The organism is Vreelandella sp. F11, from assembly GCF_042466685.1.
In the GTDB taxonomy this organism is placed as follows: Bacteria; Pseudomonadota; Gammaproteobacteria; order Pseudomonadales; family Halomonadaceae; genus Vreelandella.
Genome location: NZ_CP170448.1, coordinates 4,127,287 through 4,150,136, shown reverse-complemented (window position 1 = coordinate 4,150,136; position 22,850 = coordinate 4,127,287). Strand labels below are relative to the sequence as shown.

The following is a 22,850-nucleotide window of genomic DNA, read 5'->3' as shown; positions in this document are numbered from 1 at the left end:
TGTTTATGTTGAATTTGTGAGCAGAGATTCCAGTACGCGTCGACCCACCACGGAGCTACTTGAAAGCAACGTTATCGGTGCCGAGCACTGTTTGGGCGTGTTCCACTGATTTGTTGTATTTATTCGTATAAATATAATGATTAGGTGTTTTTTTATCAGGCGTCAAGGCCAAGGGGTAAGCGAGGCGGCACTTATACGTATAGATTCTCTAACGTGAACAAAAGAAAAGTGTAATTTTATAAACGTGTTCGGTGGCGCATGCTGAGGTCATGCCTCATACGATGGAGCTGGACACCATGTTTGGAATAAAAAGCAAAACGACACCTAAAACCTCGCGTACCTCATCATCAGATACGTCGTCTAAAACAGCGCTAAACCAGCACTATTGGATGCCGTTCAGCGCCAACCGCGACTTCCATGCCAATCCGCGCGTGATCGCCGGGGCGGAAGGGCGTTACTACATTGATGATCAGGGCCGTAAGCTATTCGATTCGCTCTCCGGCCTATGGACCTGCGGCGCGGGCCACAACCGCGAAGAGATCCAAAAAGCCGTGGCGGCGCAGCTCGGCAGCCTCGACTTTGCTCCCGGCTTTCAGCTTGGCCATCCACTGGCGTTCAAGCTGGCAGAAAAGGTCGCTAGCCTAACGCCTACCGGATTGGATCATGTGTTCTTCACCAACTCCGGTTCAGAAGCCGCCGACACCTCGGTCAAAATGGCCAAGGCTTACTGGCGTTTAAAAGGGAAGCCTGAGAAGACCCGCATGATCGGCCGTGCCAAGGGCTATCATGGGGTGAATATTGGCGGCACCAGTCTGGGCGGTATCGGGGGTAACCGTAAACACTACGGCCAATTGCTGGACGTAACGCATCTTCCCCACACCCTTCAGGCGGGCCACGCCTACACCCGTGGACAGGCGGAAACCGGTACAGAGCTGGCCGATGCGCTGCTTGATCAAATCGCGCTGCATGATGCCTCTACCATTGCAGCGGTGATTGTCGAGCCGATGTCCGGCTCTGCAGGGGTTATTGTGCCGCCCAAAGGCTATCTGGATCGGCTGCGCGAGATCTGTACTGCCCACGATATTCTGCTGATTTTTGACGAAGTGATCACCGCCTTTGGCCGCAGTGGTGCGACTACTGGCGCCGAAGCGTTTGGCGTAACGCCAGATATCATGAACGTGGCGAAACAGATCACCAACGGCGCTATCCCGATGGGCGCAGTGATCGCCTCTAGTGAGATTTTCGACACCTTTATGCACGCCGGTGGCCCCCAGCATGCCGTCGAGTTCTCCCACGGTTACACCTACAGCGCCCACCCGGTGGCCTGCGCTGCGGGGCTAGCGGCCCTTGAAATGATGGAGCGTGAAAACTTCCCCGCTCAGGTTAGCGCCATTGCGCCCAGCTTCGAGCAGAAGCTGCACGCGCTAAAAGGCCGCAACCACATTGTCGATATTCGCAACTACGGCTTGGCTGGCGCTATTCAGCTAACGCCTCGAGACGGCGACCCCATTATCCGGCCAAGAGATGCCCACATGGCACTCTGGGAAGCGGGGTTCTACGTGCGCTACGGCGGCGACACGTTACAGTTTGGCCCTCCGTTTGGCACCACTGAGGCTGAGCTAGAGCGGCTTTTTGACGCGGTGGCGTCCACCTTGGATTCGTTGGCATAAGTGACTGATCTAAATTTCAGAGAGTTTAAATATGAGTAATGTTTCCCACCTGATTAACGGTGAATTAGTGCAAAGCCAGCGCACGCTGGACGTGACCAACCCTTCAACGGGTAAAGTGATTCGCCAAGTGGCGGATGCCAATGCAGCCGATGTAGAGCGTGCCATTGCCGCTGCTCAGGCGGCATTTCCCGCCTGGCGCGATACCCCGCCCGCCAAGCGCGCCCAGGTGATGTACCGCTTTAAGCAGTTGCTCGAAGATAACGCTAACCGCCTGGTGCAACTGGTTAGCGAAGAGCATGGCAAAACCCCGGAAGATGCCATGGGCGAACTTAAGCGCGGTATCGAAAACGTTGAGTACGCCTGCGGCGTGCCGGAACTGCTCAAAGGCGAGTACTCCCACAACGTAGGGCCAGGTATTGATGCGTGGTCTAACTTTCAGCCGTTAGGCGTGGTGGCGGGCATTACGCCGTTTAACTTCCCCGCCATGGTACCGCTGTGGATGTACCCGATGGCAATCGCCTGCGGTAACACCTTCATCCTCAAGCCTTCAGAGAAAGATCCTTCAGCGGCGATGGCGGTAGCTGAACTGCTGCAAGAAGCGGGGCTGCCCAAAGGCGTGATGAATGTGATTCACGGCGGACGCGAAGCCGTGGAAACGCTGCTGGATGCCAAGGCTGTAAAAGCTATTTCCTTTGTTGGGTCAACGCCGGTCGCGGAAGCGATCTATAGCCGGGGCTCTGCTGCAGGCAAGCGCGTTCAGGCTTTGGGTGGGGCGAAGAATCACGCCGTGGTGCTGCCTGATGCCGATTTAGAGAACGCCGCCAATACGCTAATGGGGGCAGCGTTTGGTAGCTGCGGCGAGCGCTGCATGGCGATCTCAGTGGCGGTGTGCGTCGGTGATGAAACGGCCAATCGCTTAGTCGAAACCATGCTGCCTAAAATCGCTCAGTTGAAAGTCGGCCCCGGCACTAAAAAAGACCTGGATATGGGCCCGCTAGTAACCGCCGAGCACCGTGCTAAAGTGCTCAGTTTTATCGAAGATGGTGTTAATGCCGGGGCAACGTTGGTCGCCGATGGCCGTGATCTGCAAGTCGCTGGTTACGAGGAGGGCTACTTCGTGGGTGGCTGCTTGTTCGATAACGTCACCGCCGAGATGCGCATCTATCAAGAAGAGATCTTTGGACCGGTGCTCTGTGTCATGCGGGTCGCTAGCCTGGACGATGCCATGCAACTGATTAACGACCACGAATATGGCAATGGCACTTGCCTATTTACCCGTGATGGCGAAGCCGCCCGCCGCTTTACCGATGGCGTTGAAGTGGGCATGGTGGGGGTCAATGTGCCGCTGCCGGTACCGGTGGCCTACCACAGCTTTGGCGGTTGGAAGCGCTCGCTGTTTGGTGATCTTCACGCCTACGGTCCTGACTCAGTGCGTTTCTATACCCGCCGCAAAGCGGTTTCCCAGCGCTGGCCGTCGGTTAGCGAAGCGACCCGAGCGGAGTTCTCGTTCCCCGCCAATCAAAGTTGACGTCCTAGGGTAAATAGGAGATCTTCTCAGCACCGTCGCACTGCGACGGTGCTTTTTTTAGGCTTTGTACGAAAAGTCGGCGAGCGAAGGCGCTGGCAGTTTTCGTACAAAGCCCAGTGCCTATCTTCGATGTAAGGAACGAGTGCAGCGTGGCAAGAACCCAGGATGAAATTCGCCAGACCAACGTTAAGAAGATTCTCTTAGCCGCGGAGCAGCTATTTGCCGAAAAAGGCTACGCCGGTGCCTCTATGGGGGAAATCGCCCAGATGGCTGAACTTCCCAAGTCCAACGTGCACTACTACTTCTCCACCAAAAAAGCCTTGTACCAGGATGTGTTACTGGAGCTTTTAGAGGTCTGGAAGCAAGATGCGCTCTGCTTCGAGCTCTACGATGACCCCCGCGTCGTGCTTTCCACCTATATTCGCGCCAAGATGAACCACTCCCGCAATCGTGCCCACGGCTCGAAAGTATGGGCGGCCGAGGTGATGCAGGGCGCCCCGATTCTGAAAGAGCGCCTACGCGACAACCTTTACGAATGGGCCAAGCTCAAAGAGTCGAAAATTCGCGAGTGGGTCGAGTCAGGCCAAATCAACCCCGTCGAGCCCTCTTACCTGCTCTATATGATCTGGGCATCCACTCAGCACTACGCCGACTTCGACTACCAGATCTATCTGCTCAACGACGACCAACCGCTTGACGACTTACAGTTTGAGAAAGCCGTGCAATCGGTCACCTCGGTGATATTGCGCGGGATTGGGCTGACGGCTTAATCTACCTAAGTGTTCTAGCTGATCTGAAGAAGGGTTTAACGATGGACAATTTCGGACAGCCTGTAATTGGTGTTGGCGCTATTGTTGTCCGACCTGACGGAGCAGTGCTGCTTGGCTATCGCGATAAACCCGGTGAATCGCCAAGCTGGTGTTTGCCGGGTGGACATGTTGATGCAGGAGAGTCATTTAAGGCGGCGGCTATTCGCGAAGTTGCTGAAGAGACGGGGATTTCCAAGCTGCAGCGTCCAAAACTGCTGGCGATTACCCAAAACTTGAATAGTGCAGCCTCTATAGTGACAGGGGCAGTACTCGCCAACGTGGAGCAGGAGGCTGACGCATTAGTGCTTGAGCCGGAAGTATTCACTCAATGGCGCTGGTTCCGTCCCGGTACACTTCCCACGCCGCTATTCCCGGCCAGCCAGGCGGTACTTGCACACTGGCAGGGCCTTGAGCCGCCCGCCGGCTGGTTGACGTACCCCATCGTTCCAGTAGCGTAAATCTCGCTATGTAGAGCGCAAGCTTTCCATCGGCACAGACGTATCAAACTTATGCCGCTTACGCGACAGTAGTGTGCGGAACTTGCGCAGGTTGTCATCGCCATAGAGCACACGGTCGCAGAAGCGGTCGTATTCATCTAAATCCGCCACCGTCACAATCAATACAAAATCACACTCTCCGGTCACCTGATAACACTGCTTCACTTCTGGGGCGCTTAGCGTGGATGTTAAAAACCGCTGGTAGAGTGATTTGTTATCCCGCTCCATCGTCACCTCCACCACCATATGCAGGCACTGGCCAAGGGCGTTAGGGTTGAGCAGCGCCACCTCCCGTTCGATGATCCCCGCGTCGCGTAATCGTTTAACCCGCTTTAAACAGGCAGAGGGAGAGAGCCCTATCTCATCCGCTAACGCTTGATTACTCAGACTGGCGTCACGCTGCAGCTGGTTAAGGATTCGCCGATCAATGGCATCCATGAAATAAAATTCTCTTTAGTTGCCTATAAAGAACGAATAGTGATTGTTAGTGCGGTATTGAAAAGAAGATTCTGCACTGCCTCCTTTACCATAACGATTATTCAGGCGATGGCAATGGAGAACTAAATGCGTAAGTGCATTTATCACCTATCGAATAGTTTATGTAGCGTTCTTAAAGACGCACTGCGGGTATATGTGACACTACTCAAAATCCTGATCCCGGCGCTGCTCATCGTCAAAGGGTTAGAATGGTTGGGGATTGTCGATGGGTTGGGAGCAGTGCTGGCTCCCTTAATGAGCTTACTCGGCCTGCCCGAGCAGTTGGGCGTTGTATGGGCGGCGGCGCTCTTTACCAACTTGTACACCGCCATTGCAGTGTTTTTTCAAGTAGCCGGTGATGTGCCCTTGAGTGGCGAGCAAGTAACGGTGTTGGGGGCGTTGATGCTGGTAGGACACTCGATTCCTGTTGAGGGGGCCGTTGCCAAGCGGGCGGGGGTGCCCTGGTGGGCCACGTTAGTCCTGCGTGTCGGTGGGGCTTTGCTGTTCGCTTGGTTGTTACACTGTTTTTACTCAACGTTTGATTTACTGCAGGCACCGGTAGAGCTGATATGGCAGCCAAACCTTTCATCAAAGCCCACGCTAAGCGGTTGGGCAGTGGCACAGCTTGAAACATTAGCACTTATTTTTGTGATTATTTTAGCGCTTATCCTGCTGTTAAAACTTCTGAAAAAACTTGGCCTGGAGCGCTGGATTCATCTTGTTTTGCTGCCACTACTCAAGCTATTAGGCATTGGCCGTTCGGCCGCTAATGTAACGGTGATTGGGTTCACGCTAGGGCTAAGCTATGGCGCCGGGCTGCTGATCCGTGACGTGCAAAACGGTGTGCTTAGCAAGCGAGAAAGCACGCTTGCGCTATGCTTTCTCGGCCTCTGCCATAGCGTTATAGAAGACACGCTGCTGATCTTAATGCTCGGGGCCGACGTGGCGGGCGTCTTGTGGGCACGGCTGCTGTTTGCCGTTGTGGTTGTCGCGGTGATTGCCCGTTGGCCTGGGCTCATCGCTCGGTTAGATGAGCGAAAGCGACAGTAAACGCCTTAGCCAAGTGTTCTTGGTTTGAACAGCGATTCGACGTTGATGATCAGTCCTAATTGCCCAAAATGCCGAATTTTGTAAGACATTCGCTATTGGTTTTGTAAGAGATCTCTTAAAAATCGATGACTGAATTGATTTTTTGAGCGGATGCTGTAGGTTTTCCTGGCTTTGCTAACAGAGCAATGCGTTGTACGAGCAATAAAATAAATGGCGTCGAGTGAAGACTGCTTTTTATCGAAGAGCCCTTTCTCAGAAAAATGGAAAGGGGTAATGACTCATGGCGCCATTCAGTAGTGATGGCGTTTATATTTAGCTTTACTGGGCTTCAGGCGCATGCCTCTATTTATCTCTATTATCACTACTTTTCCTACCGTCATTTTTACAATTTTGCTAAGTGTCGCCGTTATTTACTGGCTAATTTCGCTATCAGGGTTAGTCGATAGCGATGCCGTAGAGGGCGATGGTGGCGCGTTAGATTTTGGCGGCTTACTGGCAACGCTGGGCTTACACGGCGTTCCCCTGCCGCTGGTGATTACACTGTTGGCATTGACCGGCTGGCTGTTTAGCTACTTCGCAACGCTGCTGTTGGGCATACGACTTAACCCAGGTGCGTTGTTGTGGCTGTTTAATGGCGTCGTGCTGATCCTGGGGTTTGTGATTGCCACTATCACAACTTCCTTACTCATTCGCCCTTTACGGCCCCTCTTCCGCCCCGCTCAACACCTGCCAATTGAGCAGCGTCTGACAGGTAAGCAATGCACCGTTCGTTCGGCAGTGGTGGACAAAGAGAAAGGTCGCGCTGATGCCCATATCGATGGTGACCATCTTATTTTACAAGTGCGAAGCGACTCAGCGTTGGTGCGGGGTGAGCGAGCCATCATCATTCAGTACTTGATTAATGAAGATGCGTACTGGGTGGTATCTGAGAAAGATTTTGAAGCCGGCTTAGCCGATTAATTGCCTTGCTGCAGGAGATAAAGATGGATTTGTCGTGGATCATGCCACTACTGGTTAGCATCAGTGTGATTGTTATTGCACTGCTTGTAATACTGTCACTGTTTAAAGCCTTTTATCGGAAGATCGACCAGGGGCAGGCATTGATCGTCAATGACCTTTCCACGACCCCCAAGGTTTACTTTACCGGTGCCATGGTGCTACCCGTTGTTCACCGTTCGGAAACCATGAAGATCTCGGTGATCACCCTGGAGTTGAACCGTACCGGGAAAGAGGGATTGATCTGCCGTGACAACCTTCGTGCTGACATTAGCGTGGCGTTTTACCTGCGTGTCAATGCCACTGCCGAGGATGTCTTGCGGGTTGCTAAATCCGTTGGCGTAGGCCGTGCCTCCGATCGCGATGCCGTTAATGAACTGTTTAACGCCAAGTTCAGCGAAGCATTGAAGACCGTCGGTAAAAAGATGGACTTTATGCAGCTCTTCGAAGAGCGACAACAGTTCCGTGACGCCATCGTTGAGACCATTGGCCAAGACCTCAATGGCTATATTCTCGAAGACGTGGCCATTGATTATTTAGAGCAAACGCCGAAAAGCTCGCTGGATCCGAATAATATTCTGGATTCAGAAGGTATCAAATGCATTACCGAGATTACCGCTCGCCACAATGTTGAAACCAACCGCTTGGAACGCGACCAAGAGCTGGAGATTCAGCGCAAGAATGTCTCCGCTCGTGAAGCTGCGTTAGAGCTTGAGCGAACTCAGGCCGATGCCGAAGCGCGGCAGCGTCGTGAGATTGAAAGCCTGCAATCGCGTGAGCAGTCCGAAGCCGAGCAGGTGCTCCAGCAAGAGCGTGCGAAAAGCGAAGCCGCCCGGATTAAAACCGACGAAGAGCTGGCGATTGCCGAAGAGAACAAACAGCGCCAGATCGAAATGGCCACCAAGGCCCGCGAGCGAGCGGTACAGATCGAAGAGGTGCGGATTCGTCAGGCCAAAGAGCTTGAGGACGTTAATCGTGAGCGTGCGGTAGAAATTGAACGCATCGGCATGGAAAAAGCGCTGGAAGAAGAGCGCAAGGAAATTGCCGAAATTACCAGCCAGCGTATTGCGGTTGAGCGCAGCGTGGCTGAAGAAGAAGAGAATATTAACGATGTGCGCAACCGCGCTGAAGCGGAGCGCCAGAAGGTCACTCGCCTGACCGCAGCTCAAGCCGAAGCCGAAGAGCGCAAGCTCAAAGAAGTGCGTGCAGCGGAAGCTGTTTTCGAGCGCTCCAAGCTGGAAGCGGAAGAGGCGGTTATTCGCGCCCAAGCCGACCTGGACGCCGCAGAGAAGAAATCCGCCGCAGAAGAGAAGCAGGCGCGCGGCCAGCAAGCTCTTGCCGCGGCAGACGGCTTAGCCGAAGCGCAAGTGCTCGAAGCGCGTGCTCACGCCCAGCGTAGCGAAGGCTTTGCCCAGGCTGAGGTTAAAACGGCCAATGCGAAAGCCGATGAAGATGCTGGCTTGGCGGAAGTGCGTATTCTTGAGCAGCGCCTTGAAGCTGAGGCGATGGGCGAAGAGAAACTGGGTACCGCAAAAGCACAAGCCCGGGAAGCGATGGCCAAAGCCGAAGCCAATGGCTTGGTCGAGAAGCTGCGCGCTTACGACAATATGTCCGAAGAGGCGCGCCACTTCGAAGAGTTCCGCATGAACCTGGAAGTCCACGAAAAAGAAGTCATGGCGCAAATCGAAGCCCAGCGCATCGGTATGCTCGAAAATGGCAAAGTAATGGCTGCCGCAATGCACAATGCCAAGTTTGAGCTGATTGGTGGCGACAGTGATGTGTTTGAAAAACTCACCGCTGGTCTAGGCTACGGTAAAGCAGTGCAGGGCGTGCTCGATAAGTCGCCAGCACTGCAAGCTACCTTGGCGGGCTTGGCGAATCGTGCCCTGAACGCTGACGCTGGCAAAGCCTCCGAATCTGCCTAAAGGGCAGGGTGACTCTCTAAGCAGAGAGTCACTTTCCCTCCTATGCAGAGAGTCTCGGCCTATGTCGTTCCAAGCGGCCGGTGACACCTTTCCAAGACCGCAATCGTTACCCCATTGCGGTCTTTGCTATTTCTAGTGAGCACTTTTTCAGGATGACTACTATGTCGAAGGAGCACTCTTCGGTTGAAAATATCGTCAGAGAAAGCACCGCATTCGAGACGATACAGCGGCGCTTGAGAACCCAGGGCGGCGAGCTGGGCACTTCGATTGGTAAGCTGAACGAAGCCCGCGCGGATGTTTTTGGTAGCAGTAGTATGGCGCTGTTGGGCAGGGCCCGGGTACGTACCGAAAATAACGCCATTGCCCGCGATATGGTGCGCATTGGCGAGCAAATCCTGTTTGGCTTTAATGTGCAATTGGGGTTGCGCAAAGAGCTTGAGGCGAGCGATATCTTTGCGCTTTATCACCTCAAAGACGACGAAGAGGGGCTTGAGTTAAGCGAAGCGCCGATGGCGGATAGCTTTCTCACCGAGAGCCGCTTTGTTCAGGATTTCAAAGAACTCCAGAAATACTACAGTCACGCTACGCTGGTTCAACTGGTCACACTGAACAACAAGCTGCTGATCGCTTTTCAAATAGGTGAAAAACTTAGCGACCTGCGTGTCTTCCGCTGGGAATTAGCCGCGAGCGGCGAGGTGAGCCGCTATATCGATAATCGCGGCGAGCGCGATCTGGTATTCCCCGACCGTTTCGCCTTCCCCTGGCAGACAGCAGGTCGGGATATGCAGGAGCAAGGCCGTGCTCCCCACCTGAATATCCTCGATACCGTCTTCGTTGATAACCTGCGCGGCAACATTACCTTCAAGATCGAGAACAACACCAGCAGCGGCGAGGGGGTATTTGCCGATCCGGTGGAGTCAGACTCCCAGTCGCTGGACGATGCCAGCTTTGAATACGCTGATCTTGGTGCCGTCATCCTGATTCGTATTCTGCCCTTTAATGAGTCGCAGTGGCGCTACTACCTTTTCAATCGCGCTGAACAACACGTTAAACGCGTTGATGCCATGGCGGGTTCGGTGGTTGAGCTGCCGGAAAACCACGGCCTGATTTTCCCTTCAGGCTACTATTTAAATACCGGGGAGTTGACCACCTACGAAGTGCCCGAGGAAGATCTGCGTTTCAAGCGCATGGTGCGCTCGCCAAACGGTGAAGATGTTCTGTATGTCTTCTACGCGCCGCAAACCGGGCAGGTGGTGCTTTACCGTTATAACTTGATTCGCAAGCAGGTCGATACCCCCATGGTGGGGCATGGGGCGGCGATACTTGAAAACGGCCATCTGGCGATTTTTTATGCCGAAGATGAGCCTACACTGGTTCACCCCATCCAGGTATGGGCGACTCCCTTTATGTCGGAGCGCTTTCATGCCCAGGATGAGGTGCGCAACGATACGCCACTAGGGCGGATCGGCAATCCTGACCTGGTGCGCGGCATTGCCGAGCTCAATAGCATTGTGCAGCTCGCTAACGAGCAGCAGGCGTCCGAGCGTCACTTTAACGCCATTATTCGTCGAGTCGACCGCACGCTGAACCAGTTCCACTGGATTGGTGAAGCTGACTTTAAAACCATTCACGCCGCGCTTGAACAGCTAAAGCACACCGCTGAACTGATGCTCGATGAGTATGAGAAAGTCCAGGCGATTCGTGCCCAGACAGCCCAGGCGCTAGACGAGGTTGAGAAACAGCAGGCGGCGCTGCTGCGGGAGCTCAAGCCCAGTAGTTGGAAAACCCCCGACTTATTCGTTACCTACCTAAAACACTTACGCGACCATCGTGGCCGACTGATGGCGCTGCGTGAGCGCCGCTACCTGGATGAAGAGCGCCTGCAAACGTTAGAGCAAGCGCTGGATAAAGCGGAACAATCGCTGACCCAGCAGACCTTTAGCTTTCTTGCTCAGCCAGAAGCGCTGGATGGCTATCGGGAAACCCTGGCGACGTTGAAAGAGCAGGTGGGCGAGGCGGAGAATCGCCAGCAGTTGGCAGAGTGCGTAGGGCGTTACCGCGAATTGACGGCGGGCCTGGATATGATCCAAGGGCTGCTGTCGTCGATGCCCGGCGGTGATGCTATCGAGCAAACGCGGATCACCGAAAATATCTCCAGCATCTACGCCTCGATTAATCAGCAGCGCTCCGAGGCTGAGGTCCGTCTAAGAGAGCAGGGGAGCGCCGAGGCTCAGGCGCAGTTTGCGGCCCAGATTCGCCTGTTTGAGCAGAGCCTGGCCAACGGTGTCGGCGCGCTGCGCGAGCCCGATGACTGCGATCAGTTAATGACCCGTATGCTCGATCAGCTCCAGGAGCTGGAGAGTCAGTTCGGTGAATTTGATGAATTTTTGACCACTATTCTTGAGCAGCGTGAAAGTGCCCACGAAAGCATCGAAGCACGTCGCCAGCAGTTGCAGGATGAGCGTCAACGCCGCGTCTCTACCCTAACCGACGCCAGTCAGCGAATCCTGGCCAATGTGGAACGGCGCACGGAACGCTTTGAAACCCTGGAGGAGCTGCATAGCTTCTTCGCGGCGGATGCCATGGTGGGCAAAGTGCGTAGCATGGTCGATGAGCTACGCGCAATGGGCGGCAACCTGGAGGCGGACGATATCGCCGGGCGGCTTCGCTCCTCCCAAGATGCCGCCATGCGTAGCGTGCGCGACCGTTCCGATATCTATGAATCCGGTGGCGATGTTATTCGCTTAGGGCCGCGCCACCGTTTCAGCGTCAACCAGCAGCATCTCGACTTAACCCTGGTGCCGCGCCAAGAGCGCATCATGCTGCACCTGACGGGCACCCAGTATTACGAGCCGCTGGAAGATGAGCGGCTGACCGAACTGCAAGATTACTGGGGGATGCTGCTGCCTTCGGAAAGTCCCGCTGTTTATCGCGCCGAGTACCTTGCCTACCGCTTTATGGGCGAGCTGGCGCAGCCCGGTGCCAAGCCCATTAATGTGGAAGATTTCAGCGAACTGCAGCGTCAGATAGCCAATTTTGCCTCGCCGCGCTATCGCGAAAGCTACGAAAAAGGCATCCACGACCACGACGCTGCGTTAATCGTACGCACCCTTTGGCCGGCTCGCCAAAGTGCTGGCTTGCTAGGCTTTGGGCCGCTGCCCCGGGCGCTGGCAATGCTGTTCTGGGCCGACCTTATTCATGATGAAGAGGCGACCCGCAACCTGCGTGCCCGCTGCCTGTCGGCGGGTATTCTGTGCCGCATTATGAATAATGAGGATCTGCTCAACGCCTTGATCCAGGAAGTACAACCGCAGCTGGCTGCTTTTGTAGCGGCACAACAGATCAACTGCTCGGTGAGTGAGATAAGCAGTGCCACTGATTTTCTGGTGCGCCAGTTGGCGGAAGAGGGCGAACGTTTTCCGGTCACCCAATACGCCGCCAGCCTGGTAGAGAGCTTTACCACCTCCATGCAGCAGCAGGGCCACTACACCCACTTCCAAGAGGCCTTGGCAGTGGTGGCGGGTAACCCCGGCGCCCGCTGGGTGATCACTTCCCACTGGCTGCAGGCTCACGCGGGGCAAGCCAAGCAAGAGGCGTTGCTACACTACCTGCCTGAAGCGATTGCTATGCTCAATACGGCTGACCGGTTAAGTACCGCCACCCATAATGTCGAGCTAGCCTTCACCGTCACCGGTTTGCTGGGGCAGCACGGGCGCTTAGAACAGCAGGAGTTATCGCTTCAGCTCGACGACTTTCAGGAGCGGTTGCGCCACCATGAGCAGGTCGTTATACGCGACTGGACGGCACTGCAAGAGCGTCGTCAGCTCATTCTACGCGAGCAGCGGGAGCGGTTGCGGCTCGAAGAGTACCTGCCGAAGCCACTCAACTCCTTTGTACGCAATAAGCTAATTACCGAAAGCTACCTGCCCATTATTGGCGATAACCTGGCCAAGCAGATGGGCACGGTAGGTGATACGCGGCGAACGGATAATAGCGGTTTGCTAATGATGATCTCCCCGCCCGGCTACGGTAAAACCACCCTGATGGAGTATGTGGCGAACCGCCTGGGGCTGATCTTTATGAAGATTAACTGCCCCAGCCTTGGTCACGATGTGACCTCGCTGGATCCTGAGGCCGCCACGCACTCCACTGCCCGGGCCGAACTGATCAAGTTGAATCTGGCGTTTGAAATGGGCAACAACGTCATGCTCTATCTGGATGATATCCAGCATACGCATCCGGAGTTTCTGCAGAAGTTTATCTCGCTATGCGACGGCAGCCGACGGGTAGACGGTATCTGGAACGGACGCACCAAGACCTACGATATGCGTGGTAAGCGCTTCTGTATCGCCATGGCGGGTAACCCCTACACCGAAAGCGGCGACGTGTTCAAAGTGCCTGACATGCTGGCCAACCGCGCCGATGTTTATAACCTGGGCGATGTGTTGAGTGGTATGGAGGAGGTGTTTGCGCTCTCTTACATCGAGAACGCCATGAGCGCCAATACGGTGCTTGCCTCTTTGGCAACGCGGGGCATGGACGATTTCTACCGCTTTGTAGATATCGCCATGGGTCGCGAGGTGCCGAGCACCGACTTTGAGCACGACTATAGTGCCGCAGAGCGCGAAGAGATCGTCGCGGTGCTGAAGAATATGTTTAAAGCCCGTGAAGTGGTGCTGCGCGTGAATCAGCAGTATATCGCCTCCAGCGCCCAGGCCGACGAGTACCGCACCGAGCCCTCTTTCCGGTTGCAGGGCAGCTACCGCAATATGAATCGGTTGGCGGAGAAGATGTCGCCAATCCTCAGCGACGACGAGCTTGAAGCGATCATAGATGATCACTACGTCGGTGAAGCGCAGTTGTTAACCCAGGGGGCCGAAGAGAACCTACTCAAGCTGAAAGAGCTGAGAGGCACCTTGAGCGAGGAAGAAAAACAGCGCTGGGCAGAGATCAAGCGTGAGTTCCAACGTCGGCAGCTAACCGGAGGCAACGAAGAGACCGGTGCCTTGGTGGTTCGCCAGCTAAGCTTAATTGCGGAAGGCATTGGGCAATGGGGGAAGGTAAGGCCTGAGGAGAGTTAATGTCGTCTGAAGAGCAGTCTTCACTCTTATCTATTTGGTTTATTGATCAATAAAAGGCGTTTGAGTAAGGAGTTTTAATATGAGTGGAAAACCAGCAGCACGTATTACTGATCCTACCGCGTGCCCTGTGCCAGGACACGGCACAAACCCATTGGTAGACGGCTCGCTGGATGTTTTTTACGACGGGCTGTCTGCGGCAAGGCTAGGTGACAAATCTGCTTGTGGAAGCCCGATTACCCAAGCGGTTGCTTCCTCTGTGCTAATCAATGGAAAACCCGCCGCTACCCTGGGCAGTGTCGGCGCCCACGGCAATAACGTTATCAGTGGCTCGGGAACGGTCATCATTGGTGACGTTGCTATCGGCGGCGCATCTCCGGTGCGAACATTAACCACGGATGACAAAGGAATGGGATCCGGGAGTAATCATAAGGCGGAACCCAATGCTAGCCGAGCCGATGGGCTGGGCAAAGAAACAAACCATGTGGCTTCTGCTCAATCATCGCCACAATCCTTGGTTAATGGCGACAATAGCTCTAGTGAGCAAGTCTTGAGAGAGGAGCAGCAACCACCTGTCGTTAATATGGCAGAGGATAGGTGGGAGAGCATTGTCAACGATACACCAGCGATATTTGAGATTGCCGACAACCCGCATGCTTCTGGGCAAGAACCATGGTATGCATTGGATGCATTCGAAGAAGTTAATGAGAACGAGCAAGCATTTGAGGCGGTTGCTAGAGAGGTGGGCATAGAGTCTAGGTTGTTGAAGGCCATCGCGCACATTGAAACAACGCATGGTTATTACGATAGGATTCATCCCCGGAATACATCATTCCGACCCATGAACATAAACTATGAATATTGGAAGCCCATCGCGGATGAGGCGGGCTTCACACGGTATGAGGTGGTCAATTATCCATACCCCAACATCTACGTTGCTGCAGTCCTGCTGAAAAGGATTCAGGCTAGGGTTGTACCTTCCAGCATCGAGAAGGTTGCAAGTATCTACAATGCTCTTGGTGCAGAACATGTAAATGATTATGGTGCCCGAGTGCAGTCAATTTACGATCAAAAACTATGGGAAGGTGGAGGTGAATAAAAAACGGATCAAAGTGATATATCTACTTGCTTCGATTGCTCTTGCCTTGATCATTGCATCACTGATGGTTTACGTAGCACTTGATCATAATCCTCAAGGAGAGTTCTGCGCGTACACAACCGACATGTCTTCCTGCGATTACCAGTACGGGCCTATCGCTTCTGTATTTCTAGGATGGCTGTTTGCATCCCTGTTTTTCTTCGGGATTCCGGCGGTTCTGGTGTGGATCATTAGTCGATGCATTGGCTTTTTCAGGATATTGATAAAGCGATAGCCTTGGGACTATAACCATTTGATGGGATTACCTCGATACCGAGGTAATCCTCTTTCATTTTATGAATACCCCTGACCTAGCATCTGCCTAAAGCACTTAATCAATAGCGGAGAAAGGATTTTCTGCCATTAAGAAAGCGCGTAAATCGGCTTTTTGAGCGTGGTTATGTAGCCACTCGCGCATGTCACAGGCTTTTTGGTAGTCAGCATCACCAAACTTGCTGCGATAAAGATTTTCAAAGGTTTCACTGGTTTTTTCCTGGCGAATCCGCTTTTGCCAAGCGTCTGTCAGTATGCTGTTCAAATTGCCTGCAAGTCCTTCCGCAACCAGCATTTCCCACTCACCTTTATTTAGCCAAACACCCCCAACGCGGGCGCTATAGTCGATTCGGTGGGCATTATCTTTGGTAATGCGAAACTTACTCATAATGCCGCCGGTCACTGGGCAAATAAGCGCGCCTGCGGTGTCTTCAGCTTCAATGCTCTCGACACCAATATCCTCAAATACGTGTTCGGGGTGACGCTCTTTCCAGCTGATGTAATCTTCAATCAAGATCCAATTGCCGCCACAGTTGTTGCAAGTATGGCTGCGGAAAAGAGCATCAATAAAGCTGGGGACTAAGTTCCCTTGTTGGCATGCGGTACATTTCATCGGCGCGTTCCTGCTGTTAAGTCCATGATATCTTTCTCATGTATGAAAGTTGTCACAAACATTAATTAAGAGCAAGTTGTTGCGCTGGGAAATTAATACTTAAAACTTAACCGATGCTTGCAAGCTAACTTCCAGCGGGTCGCCGACTACTACCCGGGTGCTGCCACCGCTTGAGGGGTAGTAAGTGGTGTCGAACAGGTTCTTGGCGTTGAGCTGTAGGTGCAGGTTGTCGCCCAGCCAAGGAGTATCCCAGCCGATAAACGCATCCGCGACGGTGTAGGCGTCTAACTGGAAGCTGTTGTCAGCGTCGCCTTCGCGCTCGCCCACATAGCGTACCCCGCCACCCAGGCGCCAATTGCCCAGTTCAGGCACGGTGGTCAGGTCGTGCGCCAGGTAGAGGCTGGCGGTGTGGCGTGCGGCGTTGGTCAGCCGGTTACCCTGGGTGCCTTCGGTATCTTTGAGCACTTCGGTGTCGGTATAGGCGTACGCGCCCAGTAGCGATAACTGATCGGTCAACTGGCCGGAAACCGTTAGTTCCACACCTTGGGAGCCCGCTTCGCCTACCGTGCGGGTCACGCCGTTGTCGGAGACGGCCACATTCTCCTTGCGGATATCGAACAGCGCAGCGGCCAACGAGAACTGGTCATTCCACAGATGTTTGACGCCGATTTCGCTGCCCATGCTGTGTTCAGGGGCCTGCGCCTGACCAGTATCGCTGTCGGCGCCATTAGGCACAAAGGCTTCGCTGTAGCTGGCGTAAATGGACGTCTCTGGGCTCAGGCGATGCAGGAGGCTGACTGACGGTAGGAAGATATCGTCGCTAATATCGGTTTCAGTGACAAAGTCCTGACCACGGCCGCCAAACTGCTCGTAGTGGGTGTAGCGCCCGCCTAGCCCCAGCGTCCAGCGGTCATTGAAGTGCCAGCGGTCATTGAGGTAAACGCCGGTGGTATTGATCTCATCCAAGCGGTTGCTGCGCGAAGTGTTAAGGCTATCGCTATCCAGATTCAGGCCACCGTAGCTTATGTCATAAATATTTTGATCAGGCACCGCCGTGCCACGATACACCTCGGCCAGATAGTCGCGGCGGCGTTCGTGATCAATCCCCACGGTGAGGTCGTGGCGCATACCTGCCAGAGTGGCGGTGCCGGTGGTGTCCCAGGCGGTATACTGCACACGGCGGTCAAAGCCGATATTGGCATCGGCACGCCGGGTGAGTGCGCCGGTGTCTTCGTTCACGCGCAGCACCCGCGGCTGGCCATCGCTGTACTGGCGGCGGTTCCAGCCGTAGGTCAAGCGTGTCGACCAATCGTTGTTGATATCCTGCTCCCACCAGGCGGTGACGGCTTCGTCGTGACCGAATACCCGTGACCAGGGTTCGTCGAAACGGCGGTCGTTGGGCACCTTGGCGGGCTCACCGTCGACAATCACCGTGCCGCGATCCAGGTCTAAGTCGTAGTCGCGATACTCATAGGAGATCTGTGCACGGCTATCGCTGCCTTCCCAGCGCAGCGAAGGGGCCACAATCGTGCGTCGGTTATTACCGAAGGCGCGAAAGGAGTCTTCATCTTCATGATGGACGATAAAGCGGAACGCCAGGCCGCTATCGGCAAGCGGGCCGGTGATATCCACGCTGGCATTGCCACCGCCCAGGGAGGTGGCTTCGGCGCTGATCTCGCGCTGCCACTGGTACTCAGGGCGTTTGGTCGCCAGGTTGATCACCCCGCCAGGATCCTGCTGGCCTTGAAAGAGCGACGCTGGCCCCTTGAGTACATCGACATGATCCACCGTTGCCATGGAGAAGGTGCCCCGCGGCTGGCGAATGCCGTCGATGAGAATCGAACCATCGCTATTGCTGCCGAAACCGCGTTTAATAAAGCCGTCCTCGGTGCCGCCCATATTGTTGCCTTCGGTCACCCCTGCGACCATCGCCATCGCCTCGGTGAGGCTGTCGATATTATGATCGGCCATTACCTGGGCAGTGACGGTTTCCACCGTGCGGGCTTCTTCCAGAAACGACACCGGCTGTTTGCTGGCCAAACGGGAGCGCTGGGCCCGATAGCTCTGTGGGGCCACGTCCGTGAGCCGATCTGAGGTGACGATCACTGTTTCTGAGACCGTTTCTGAGACTGTTTCTGAAGCGGGCTCGTTGGCTTGCTGCGCGAAGGCATAGGGCAGCGGGTTCAGCAGTAGCAGCGGCGAAAACAGTGCAAGGGTTCGGGAGCGGAGCATGGGGGAGCGATCCTTTTTGTCGTCAGTGGGTGGAGTGAGCAAGCGTTATTGAGCGTTGAGTGCGCCCCAGAAGTGCCCCGGGCGGCTTAGCGCTGGCGGGGTGGGTAGCAGTGCGTCGAAGGTGGCGGCCGGGTCGAGATCATAGAAGCGTTCGGGGTAGAGCCACTGGGCGATGCGTTCCAGCGCTACAATGGCAAAGGGGCCTTGGTGGAAGCCGTGCCAGAGCGCGTAGAACTGCCCTTGCTGAACGGCGTCGAGATGCTGCCAGCCGGGCAGTTCGTGACTAAGCGAGCGCAGGTCTTGGGCAATCTCCGCATCGCTGATCCCAAGCCCCACGCGGATGCCATCGCCTGCTGCCCACTGCCCCGCGGTATTGATAACGACCTCGGGCGGGTGGCTAAGCACCCACTCGTTGCTGAGCGTCGCCGATGCGCCAGGGGCTAAGGCATCGGCAATATTATCGCCACCGGCCCGGGCCACTAAGTCGGCTAGCCCGTTGCGTAGATTGGTGCGGCAGCAGTCAATTTTTACCCCAGGGGCAACATTGATGAGGACGGTGGGGGCGTCGGCGGGCCGCTCAGCCAACCCCCGGTCAATACGCGCCAAGCGCTGTTCAATCAGGGCAATCATCGCGCTGGCCCTGGGCGTTGCGTTTAATGCCTGGCCTAAAAGGGCAAGGCTTTTGGGCGTGTTCTCCAGCGGATGACGGTTAAAGTCGATAAACAGGTAGGCAATACCCAGGTCGTCTAGCAGGCGTGCCAGCGGGGAGCCTTCTACGCTACCCACGCGGGAGAGGTCGAACAGCACCAGATCCGGGGCCAGATTCAGCAGTGCTTCGCTATCCAGCTGAGGTGTCGGCGCGCTGGACAGCGTGGGCAGTTGGGCAAGTGCAGGCCACTGAGAGGCAAAGCGTTGCGCCATGGCGGGGTCAAACACGGCCAGCGGATAAGCCCAGCCCGCCAAGTGCGGGATTGGGTCATCCAGTAGCGATGCCAAGGCATACAGCTGGCGCGGCTGGGTTAGAAACAGCCGAGTCGGCGGTGCTGAAAGGGTCACTTGGCGGCCAGCTAAATCGGTGACCTGTTTAGGGAAACCCTCTGCTGGCTCACCCGCCAGGCATGCTGCAGCGCTTAACAAACTCATCCAGCACAGCAAATTAATAGCCAAGCGGCGCATGTCGGTATCCTAGTGGGTATTCGCGGAGAGATGGCTGACGCGATCGCTTAGCACCACCGGCCGCCCCAGCGAGCAGTGCTCTACTCGCGCCTCGACCCCATAGGCGGTGTGCAGTACGTCGGGTGTAATCACGTCGTGTGGGTCGCCTGCGGCCAGCAATCCGCCGTTACCAAACAGCAGCACTTGGTCGCAGAAACGCAGGGCCAAGTTGATGTCGTGAATCGCCATCAGGCAGACCGCCTGACGCTCTGCTATCACGGCGCGCACGGTATCGATCAGCGCCAACTGCCAGCGCAGATCCAGCGCGCTGGTGGGTTCATCCAGCAGTAACAGCTCGGGTTGGCGGGCAATCGCCTGGGCCAGGCCGACCATCTGACGCTGACCTCCGGAGAGCTCGCTCAACGGGCGCAGGGCGAGCGTACGAATGGCCAGAGCATCGAAAACCCGCTCGATTAACGTGTCTATTTCTACCCGGCTGAGATCGGGGCGAACAGCACGGCAGGCGCTCAGCACCGCTTCGTAGGCCACTAACGTTGTGGCTTGAGGGAGCGTTTGTGGTAGATAGCCCACATGACGCATGCGCGCTGCGCCGCTGAGGGTGGCAAGGTCGATATCGTTAAGCTGCATTTGCCCGCTGGCAGGCTGCAAGCCCGCGATGGCCTTTAGCAGGGTTGATTTACCCACCGCATTGGGCCCCAGCACCGCGACCAGCGAACCGGGTGGCAGGGTGGGTAGATTTAGCTGCTCGAAGACGCGTCGTTTGCGGTAGCCCGTCGTGACGTTGCTGAGTGTAAAACCTGCCTTCATCGTGCTCGCCCCTGCAGCATGATCAACGCCATAAAGAAGGGAATGCCCACCAGCGAGGTCACCAGACCCACCGGCAACACCAGCCCATCAACCAGTGTTTTACTGGCGATAGAAGCAAGTGACAGCACCAGCGCCCCGGCCAGAGCGCTGCCGGGCAGGTAAAAGCGGTGATCCTCACCCAACGCTAGGCGCGCCATATGCGGGCCAACCAGCCCAATAAAGCCAATGGTGCCCACAAACGCCACCGCGGCTGCGGCGAGTAGGCTCACTCTAAGCAGCGAGATAAGCCGCAACCGCTCAACCGCAATGCCGAAGCTGCGCGCGTGTTCATCCCCTGAGCGTAGCGCCGTCATTGCCCAGGCGCTGCGCAGCGAGAAGGGCAGGCAAACGGCCAAGACCGCCGCCACAATAGCTACTGTCTCCCAGGAGGCGCGGGACAGGCTGCCCATTGTCCAGAACACTAACTGCTGCAGAGCATCGGGGCTGGCAATCAACTGCAAAAGCGCGACCAGTGCGTTGAGTACAAACACCAGCGCAATACCAAACAGCACAATAATCTCGCGGCTGGCCCCGTAAAGGCGCGACAGTGCATTGATGGTCAAAATCGATGCTGCCGCAAATACGAACGCCATTAAGGCGGTGGCATAGTGGGCGTTCAGACCAAACAAGGTGAGGTTAAAGACAATTACCAGCGAAGCGCCCAGGGTAGCCGCCGCGCCCACGCCCAGGGTAAACGGGCTGGCCAGTGGGTTATTCAGCACCGTTTGCATCTCTGCCCCCGCCAGGCCTAGGGTAGCGCCTACCAGCGCTGCCATAAGTGCCGCAGGCATACGTATTTCCCACACAATGGCTTGCTGAATCGGCCCTTGGGCCTGGGAGTCAACAATCAGAGCGATCAGTTTGCCAAGGGGAATATGCGCAGGGCCACTGGCAATATCAGCCAGCAGAGAGATAATCAAAGCCAAGGCTAAACTTGCGACAATCAGCAAACGGATAACGATAAAGCGCCGATAGGAGGAGGCCAACGGAGCTGCAAGCGGCGGTGAGGCGGGCATTGTAAAAAGTGTTTCCAGGTGAGAACACAAGGTTAAAGGATTTAGTCTTATTTGCGACTAAAACTCATTCGTCATTGTATTTTCATCCTTTAGTCGTAGCCTTGTCAACTGCAGGGAAACCTAGCGCCATCAGATTGCGGCGGTGCTTCCCCTATGCTCTATTGAAGGGCTAGGCTCTGTCTGAAAACTGGCTGCGCTCGACCATACGGCGTTAAAAATCGGCTCGTGCGCGAGTCCGATCCGTCTTTTCGCCGATTTTTGCCTTGTCTGGCCTTCGCTCGCCGACTTTTCAGATAAAGCCTAGGCTTTATGACAACGATAGGCTTCATTTCAGCACTATTTGGCATACACTTACTTTTTGTTACATAAATATAAAGGAGTTCATCATGACCGATATCGCCGCTTTGCTTGGCAGTGACGCCGATAGCTTGCTTAATCACACGTGCCAGGGGGTACCACGGAATAGCTTGCACCTACCGGGCCCAGATTTTGTTGACCGTGTCATGGTGGATAGCGACCGCAGCCCAGCGGTGTTACGCAGTATGCAGAGCTTTTTTAATCATGGCCGCTTGGCAGGTACCGGTTACCTTAGCTTGCTGCCGGTGGATCAGGGCATTGAGCACTCAGCGGGTGCTTCCTTCGCACCCAATCCGCGCTACTTTGACCCCGCCAACATCGTGGAGCTGGCACTTGAAGGGGGCTGTAACGGCGTCGCATCGACGCTTGGGGTTCTCTCTTCCGTGGCGCGGCGCTATGCCCACAAGATCCCGATGATGCTCAAGTTGAACCACAATGAGACGTTGAGCTACCCAGCGATATATGACCAAACACTATTTGCCGATGTGGAGCAGGCCCACGATATGGGCTGCGTGGCGGTGGGGGCGACCATTTACTTTGGCTCCCACGAGAGCCGTCGGCAAATTATGGAGATCAGCGAAGCCTTCGAGCGCGCTCACCAATTGGGAATGGTCACAGTGCTGTGGGCCTATCTGCGCAACCCGGCCTTCAAACAGGACGGTACCGATTACCATGCCTCAGCCGACCTCACCAGCCAGGCGAACCATATGGCTGCAACCCTTAAAGCAGATATCGTCAAACAGAAGCTGCCTGAGAATAACGGCGGCTACAACGCGGTTGGTTTCGGGCATACCCACGATAATGTTTATAGCAAGCTGACATCTGATCACCCCATTGACCTGGCCCGCTATCAGGTAGCTAACTGCTTTATGGGCCGTGCTGGTTTGATCAACTCCGGCGGGGGCTCCAAGGGGCACTCTGATCTTGGCGAAGCTGTTCGCACGGCGGTGATCAATAAACGTGCCGGTGGTATGGGCTTAATCTCAGGGCGTAAGGCCTTCCAAAAGCCAATGCAGGAAGGCGTTGAGCTGCTGCATGCGATTCAGGATGTCTACCTCTCTACCGACGTGACGGTTGCTTGAACGCTGTGAGCATCGGTTTTTAAAGCGGTCTTGATGTGCTGTCCTTGGCAGGTTTAAAAGTCCAAAAAAATTGCCATCCAGACCCTT

16 protein-coding genes are annotated in these 22,850 nt (G+C 55.3%); 10 read left to right on the top strand and 6 right to left on the bottom strand.

What is annotated here, in order from left to right; genetic code table 11:
• Positions 1-296 precede the first annotated feature (296 nt).
• The 4 genes from ACFIOZ_RS18985 (at position 297) to ACFIOZ_RS18970 (ending at position 4,465) form a co-directional block, all read left to right on the top strand.
• Positions 297-1,670 carry an aspartate aminotransferase family protein gene (locus ACFIOZ_RS18985; RefSeq protein WP_386080444.1) on the top strand — a complete coding sequence of 458 codons (1,374 nt, stop codon included), beginning with the start codon at positions 297-299 and terminating at the stop codon, positions 1,668-1,670.
• Between the two features lie 31 nt (positions 1,671-1,701).
• Entirely contained in the window at positions 1,702-3,198 is a 1,497-nt protein-coding gene (locus ACFIOZ_RS18980; protein ID WP_386080443.1) for a CoA-acylating methylmalonate-semialdehyde dehydrogenase, read from the top strand.
• Positions 3,199-3,347: 149 nt separating this feature from the next.
• Positions 3,348-3,968 (top strand): TetR family transcriptional regulator C-terminal domain-containing protein, encoded by a 621-nt coding sequence (locus ACFIOZ_RS18975; protein ID WP_386080441.1) that lies wholly within the window; start codon positions 3,348-3,350, stop codon positions 3,966-3,968.
• 41 nt (positions 3,969-4,009) lie between these two features.
• Complete coding sequence (locus ACFIOZ_RS18970; RefSeq protein WP_386080439.1) at positions 4,010-4,465, top strand: nucleotide triphosphate diphosphatase NUDT15; 456 nt, start codon at positions 4,010-4,012, stop codon at positions 4,463-4,465.
• 6 nt (positions 4,466-4,471) lie between these two features.
• Here ACFIOZ_RS18970 and ACFIOZ_RS18965 read toward each other — a convergent pair whose 3' ends face one another.
• The gene (locus ACFIOZ_RS18965; RefSeq protein ID WP_386080437.1) at positions 4,472-4,942 is read right to left on the bottom strand and encodes an Lrp/AsnC family transcriptional regulator; all 471 of its coding nucleotides are present in this window, start codon (positions 4,940-4,942) and stop codon (positions 4,472-4,474) included.
• Between the two features lie 126 nt (positions 4,943-5,068).
• On the opposite strand from ACFIOZ_RS18965, the gene ACFIOZ_RS18960 reads away from it, so the two are divergent.
• The 5 genes from ACFIOZ_RS18960 to ACFIOZ_RS18940 all read left to right on the top strand — a co-directional run bounded on the left by ACFIOZ_RS18960 (position 5,069) and on the right by ACFIOZ_RS18940 (position 15,129).
• Positions 5,069-6,031: a hypothetical protein gene (locus ACFIOZ_RS18960; protein WP_386080436.1), complete on the top strand. Its 963-nt coding sequence runs from the start codon at positions 5,069-5,071 to the stop codon at positions 6,029-6,031.
• 336 nt (positions 6,032-6,367) lie between these two features.
• Positions 6,368-6,991, top strand: a complete 624-nt coding sequence (locus ACFIOZ_RS18955) for a hypothetical protein (protein WP_386080435.1) — start codon at positions 6,368-6,370, stop codon at positions 6,989-6,991.
• A gap of 23 nt (positions 6,992-7,014) precedes the next feature.
• Positions 7,015-8,952: a hypothetical protein gene (locus ACFIOZ_RS18950; RefSeq protein ID WP_386080433.1), complete on the top strand. Its 1,938-nt coding sequence runs from the start codon at positions 7,015-7,017 to the stop codon at positions 8,950-8,952.
• A 161-nt stretch (positions 8,953-9,113) separates the two neighbouring features.
• Positions 9,114-14,033 carry a DNA repair ATPase gene (locus ACFIOZ_RS18945; RefSeq protein WP_386080431.1) on the top strand — a complete coding sequence of 1,640 codons (4,920 nt, stop codon included), beginning with the start codon at positions 9,114-9,116 and terminating at the stop codon, positions 14,031-14,033.
• A gap of 79 nt (positions 14,034-14,112) precedes the next feature.
• A complete protein-coding gene (locus ACFIOZ_RS18940) occupies positions 14,113-15,129 on the top strand; it encodes a PAAR domain-containing protein (RefSeq protein WP_386080430.1) in 1,017 nt (338 codons plus the stop codon).
• A gap of 370 nt (positions 15,130-15,499) precedes the next feature.
• On the opposite strand, the gene ACFIOZ_RS18935 is transcribed toward ACFIOZ_RS18940, so the two are convergent.
• The 5 genes from ACFIOZ_RS18935 to ACFIOZ_RS18915 all read right to left on the bottom strand — a co-directional run bounded on the left by ACFIOZ_RS18935 (position 15,500) and on the right by ACFIOZ_RS18915 (position 21,324).
• Positions 15,500-16,054, bottom strand: a complete 555-nt coding sequence (locus tag ACFIOZ_RS18935; RefSeq protein ID WP_386080428.1) for a zf-TFIIB domain-containing protein — start codon at positions 16,052-16,054, stop codon at positions 15,500-15,502.
• A gap of 99 nt (positions 16,055-16,153) precedes the next feature.
• Positions 16,154-18,286, bottom strand: coding sequence for a TonB-dependent siderophore receptor (locus ACFIOZ_RS18930; protein WP_386080426.1), 2,133 nt, complete (start codon positions 18,284-18,286; stop codon positions 16,154-16,156).
• Positions 18,287-18,331: 45 nt separating this feature from the next.
• Positions 18,332-19,462, bottom strand: coding sequence for an ABC transporter substrate-binding protein (locus tag ACFIOZ_RS18925; protein ID WP_386080425.1), 1,131 nt, complete (start codon positions 19,460-19,462; stop codon positions 18,332-18,334).
• A gap of 9 nt (positions 19,463-19,471) precedes the next feature.
• A complete protein-coding gene (locus ACFIOZ_RS18920; protein ID WP_386080423.1) occupies positions 19,472-20,269 on the bottom strand; it encodes an ABC transporter ATP-binding protein in 798 nt (265 codons plus the stop codon).
• Positions 20,266-21,324 (bottom strand): FecCD family ABC transporter permease, encoded by a 1,059-nt coding sequence (locus ACFIOZ_RS18915; RefSeq protein WP_386080421.1) that lies wholly within the window; start codon positions 21,322-21,324, stop codon positions 20,266-20,268. The genes ACFIOZ_RS18920 and ACFIOZ_RS18915 overlap by 4 nt, the downstream gene beginning before the upstream one ends.
• 386 nt (positions 21,325-21,710) lie before the next feature.
• Between ACFIOZ_RS18915 and ACFIOZ_RS18910 the strand changes: the two genes are divergently transcribed.
• Positions 21,711-22,763, top strand: a complete 1,053-nt coding sequence (locus ACFIOZ_RS18910; RefSeq protein ID WP_386080420.1) for a class I fructose-bisphosphate aldolase — start codon at positions 21,711-21,713, stop codon at positions 22,761-22,763.
• The last annotated feature ends 87 nt before the right edge of the window (positions 22,764-22,850 follow it).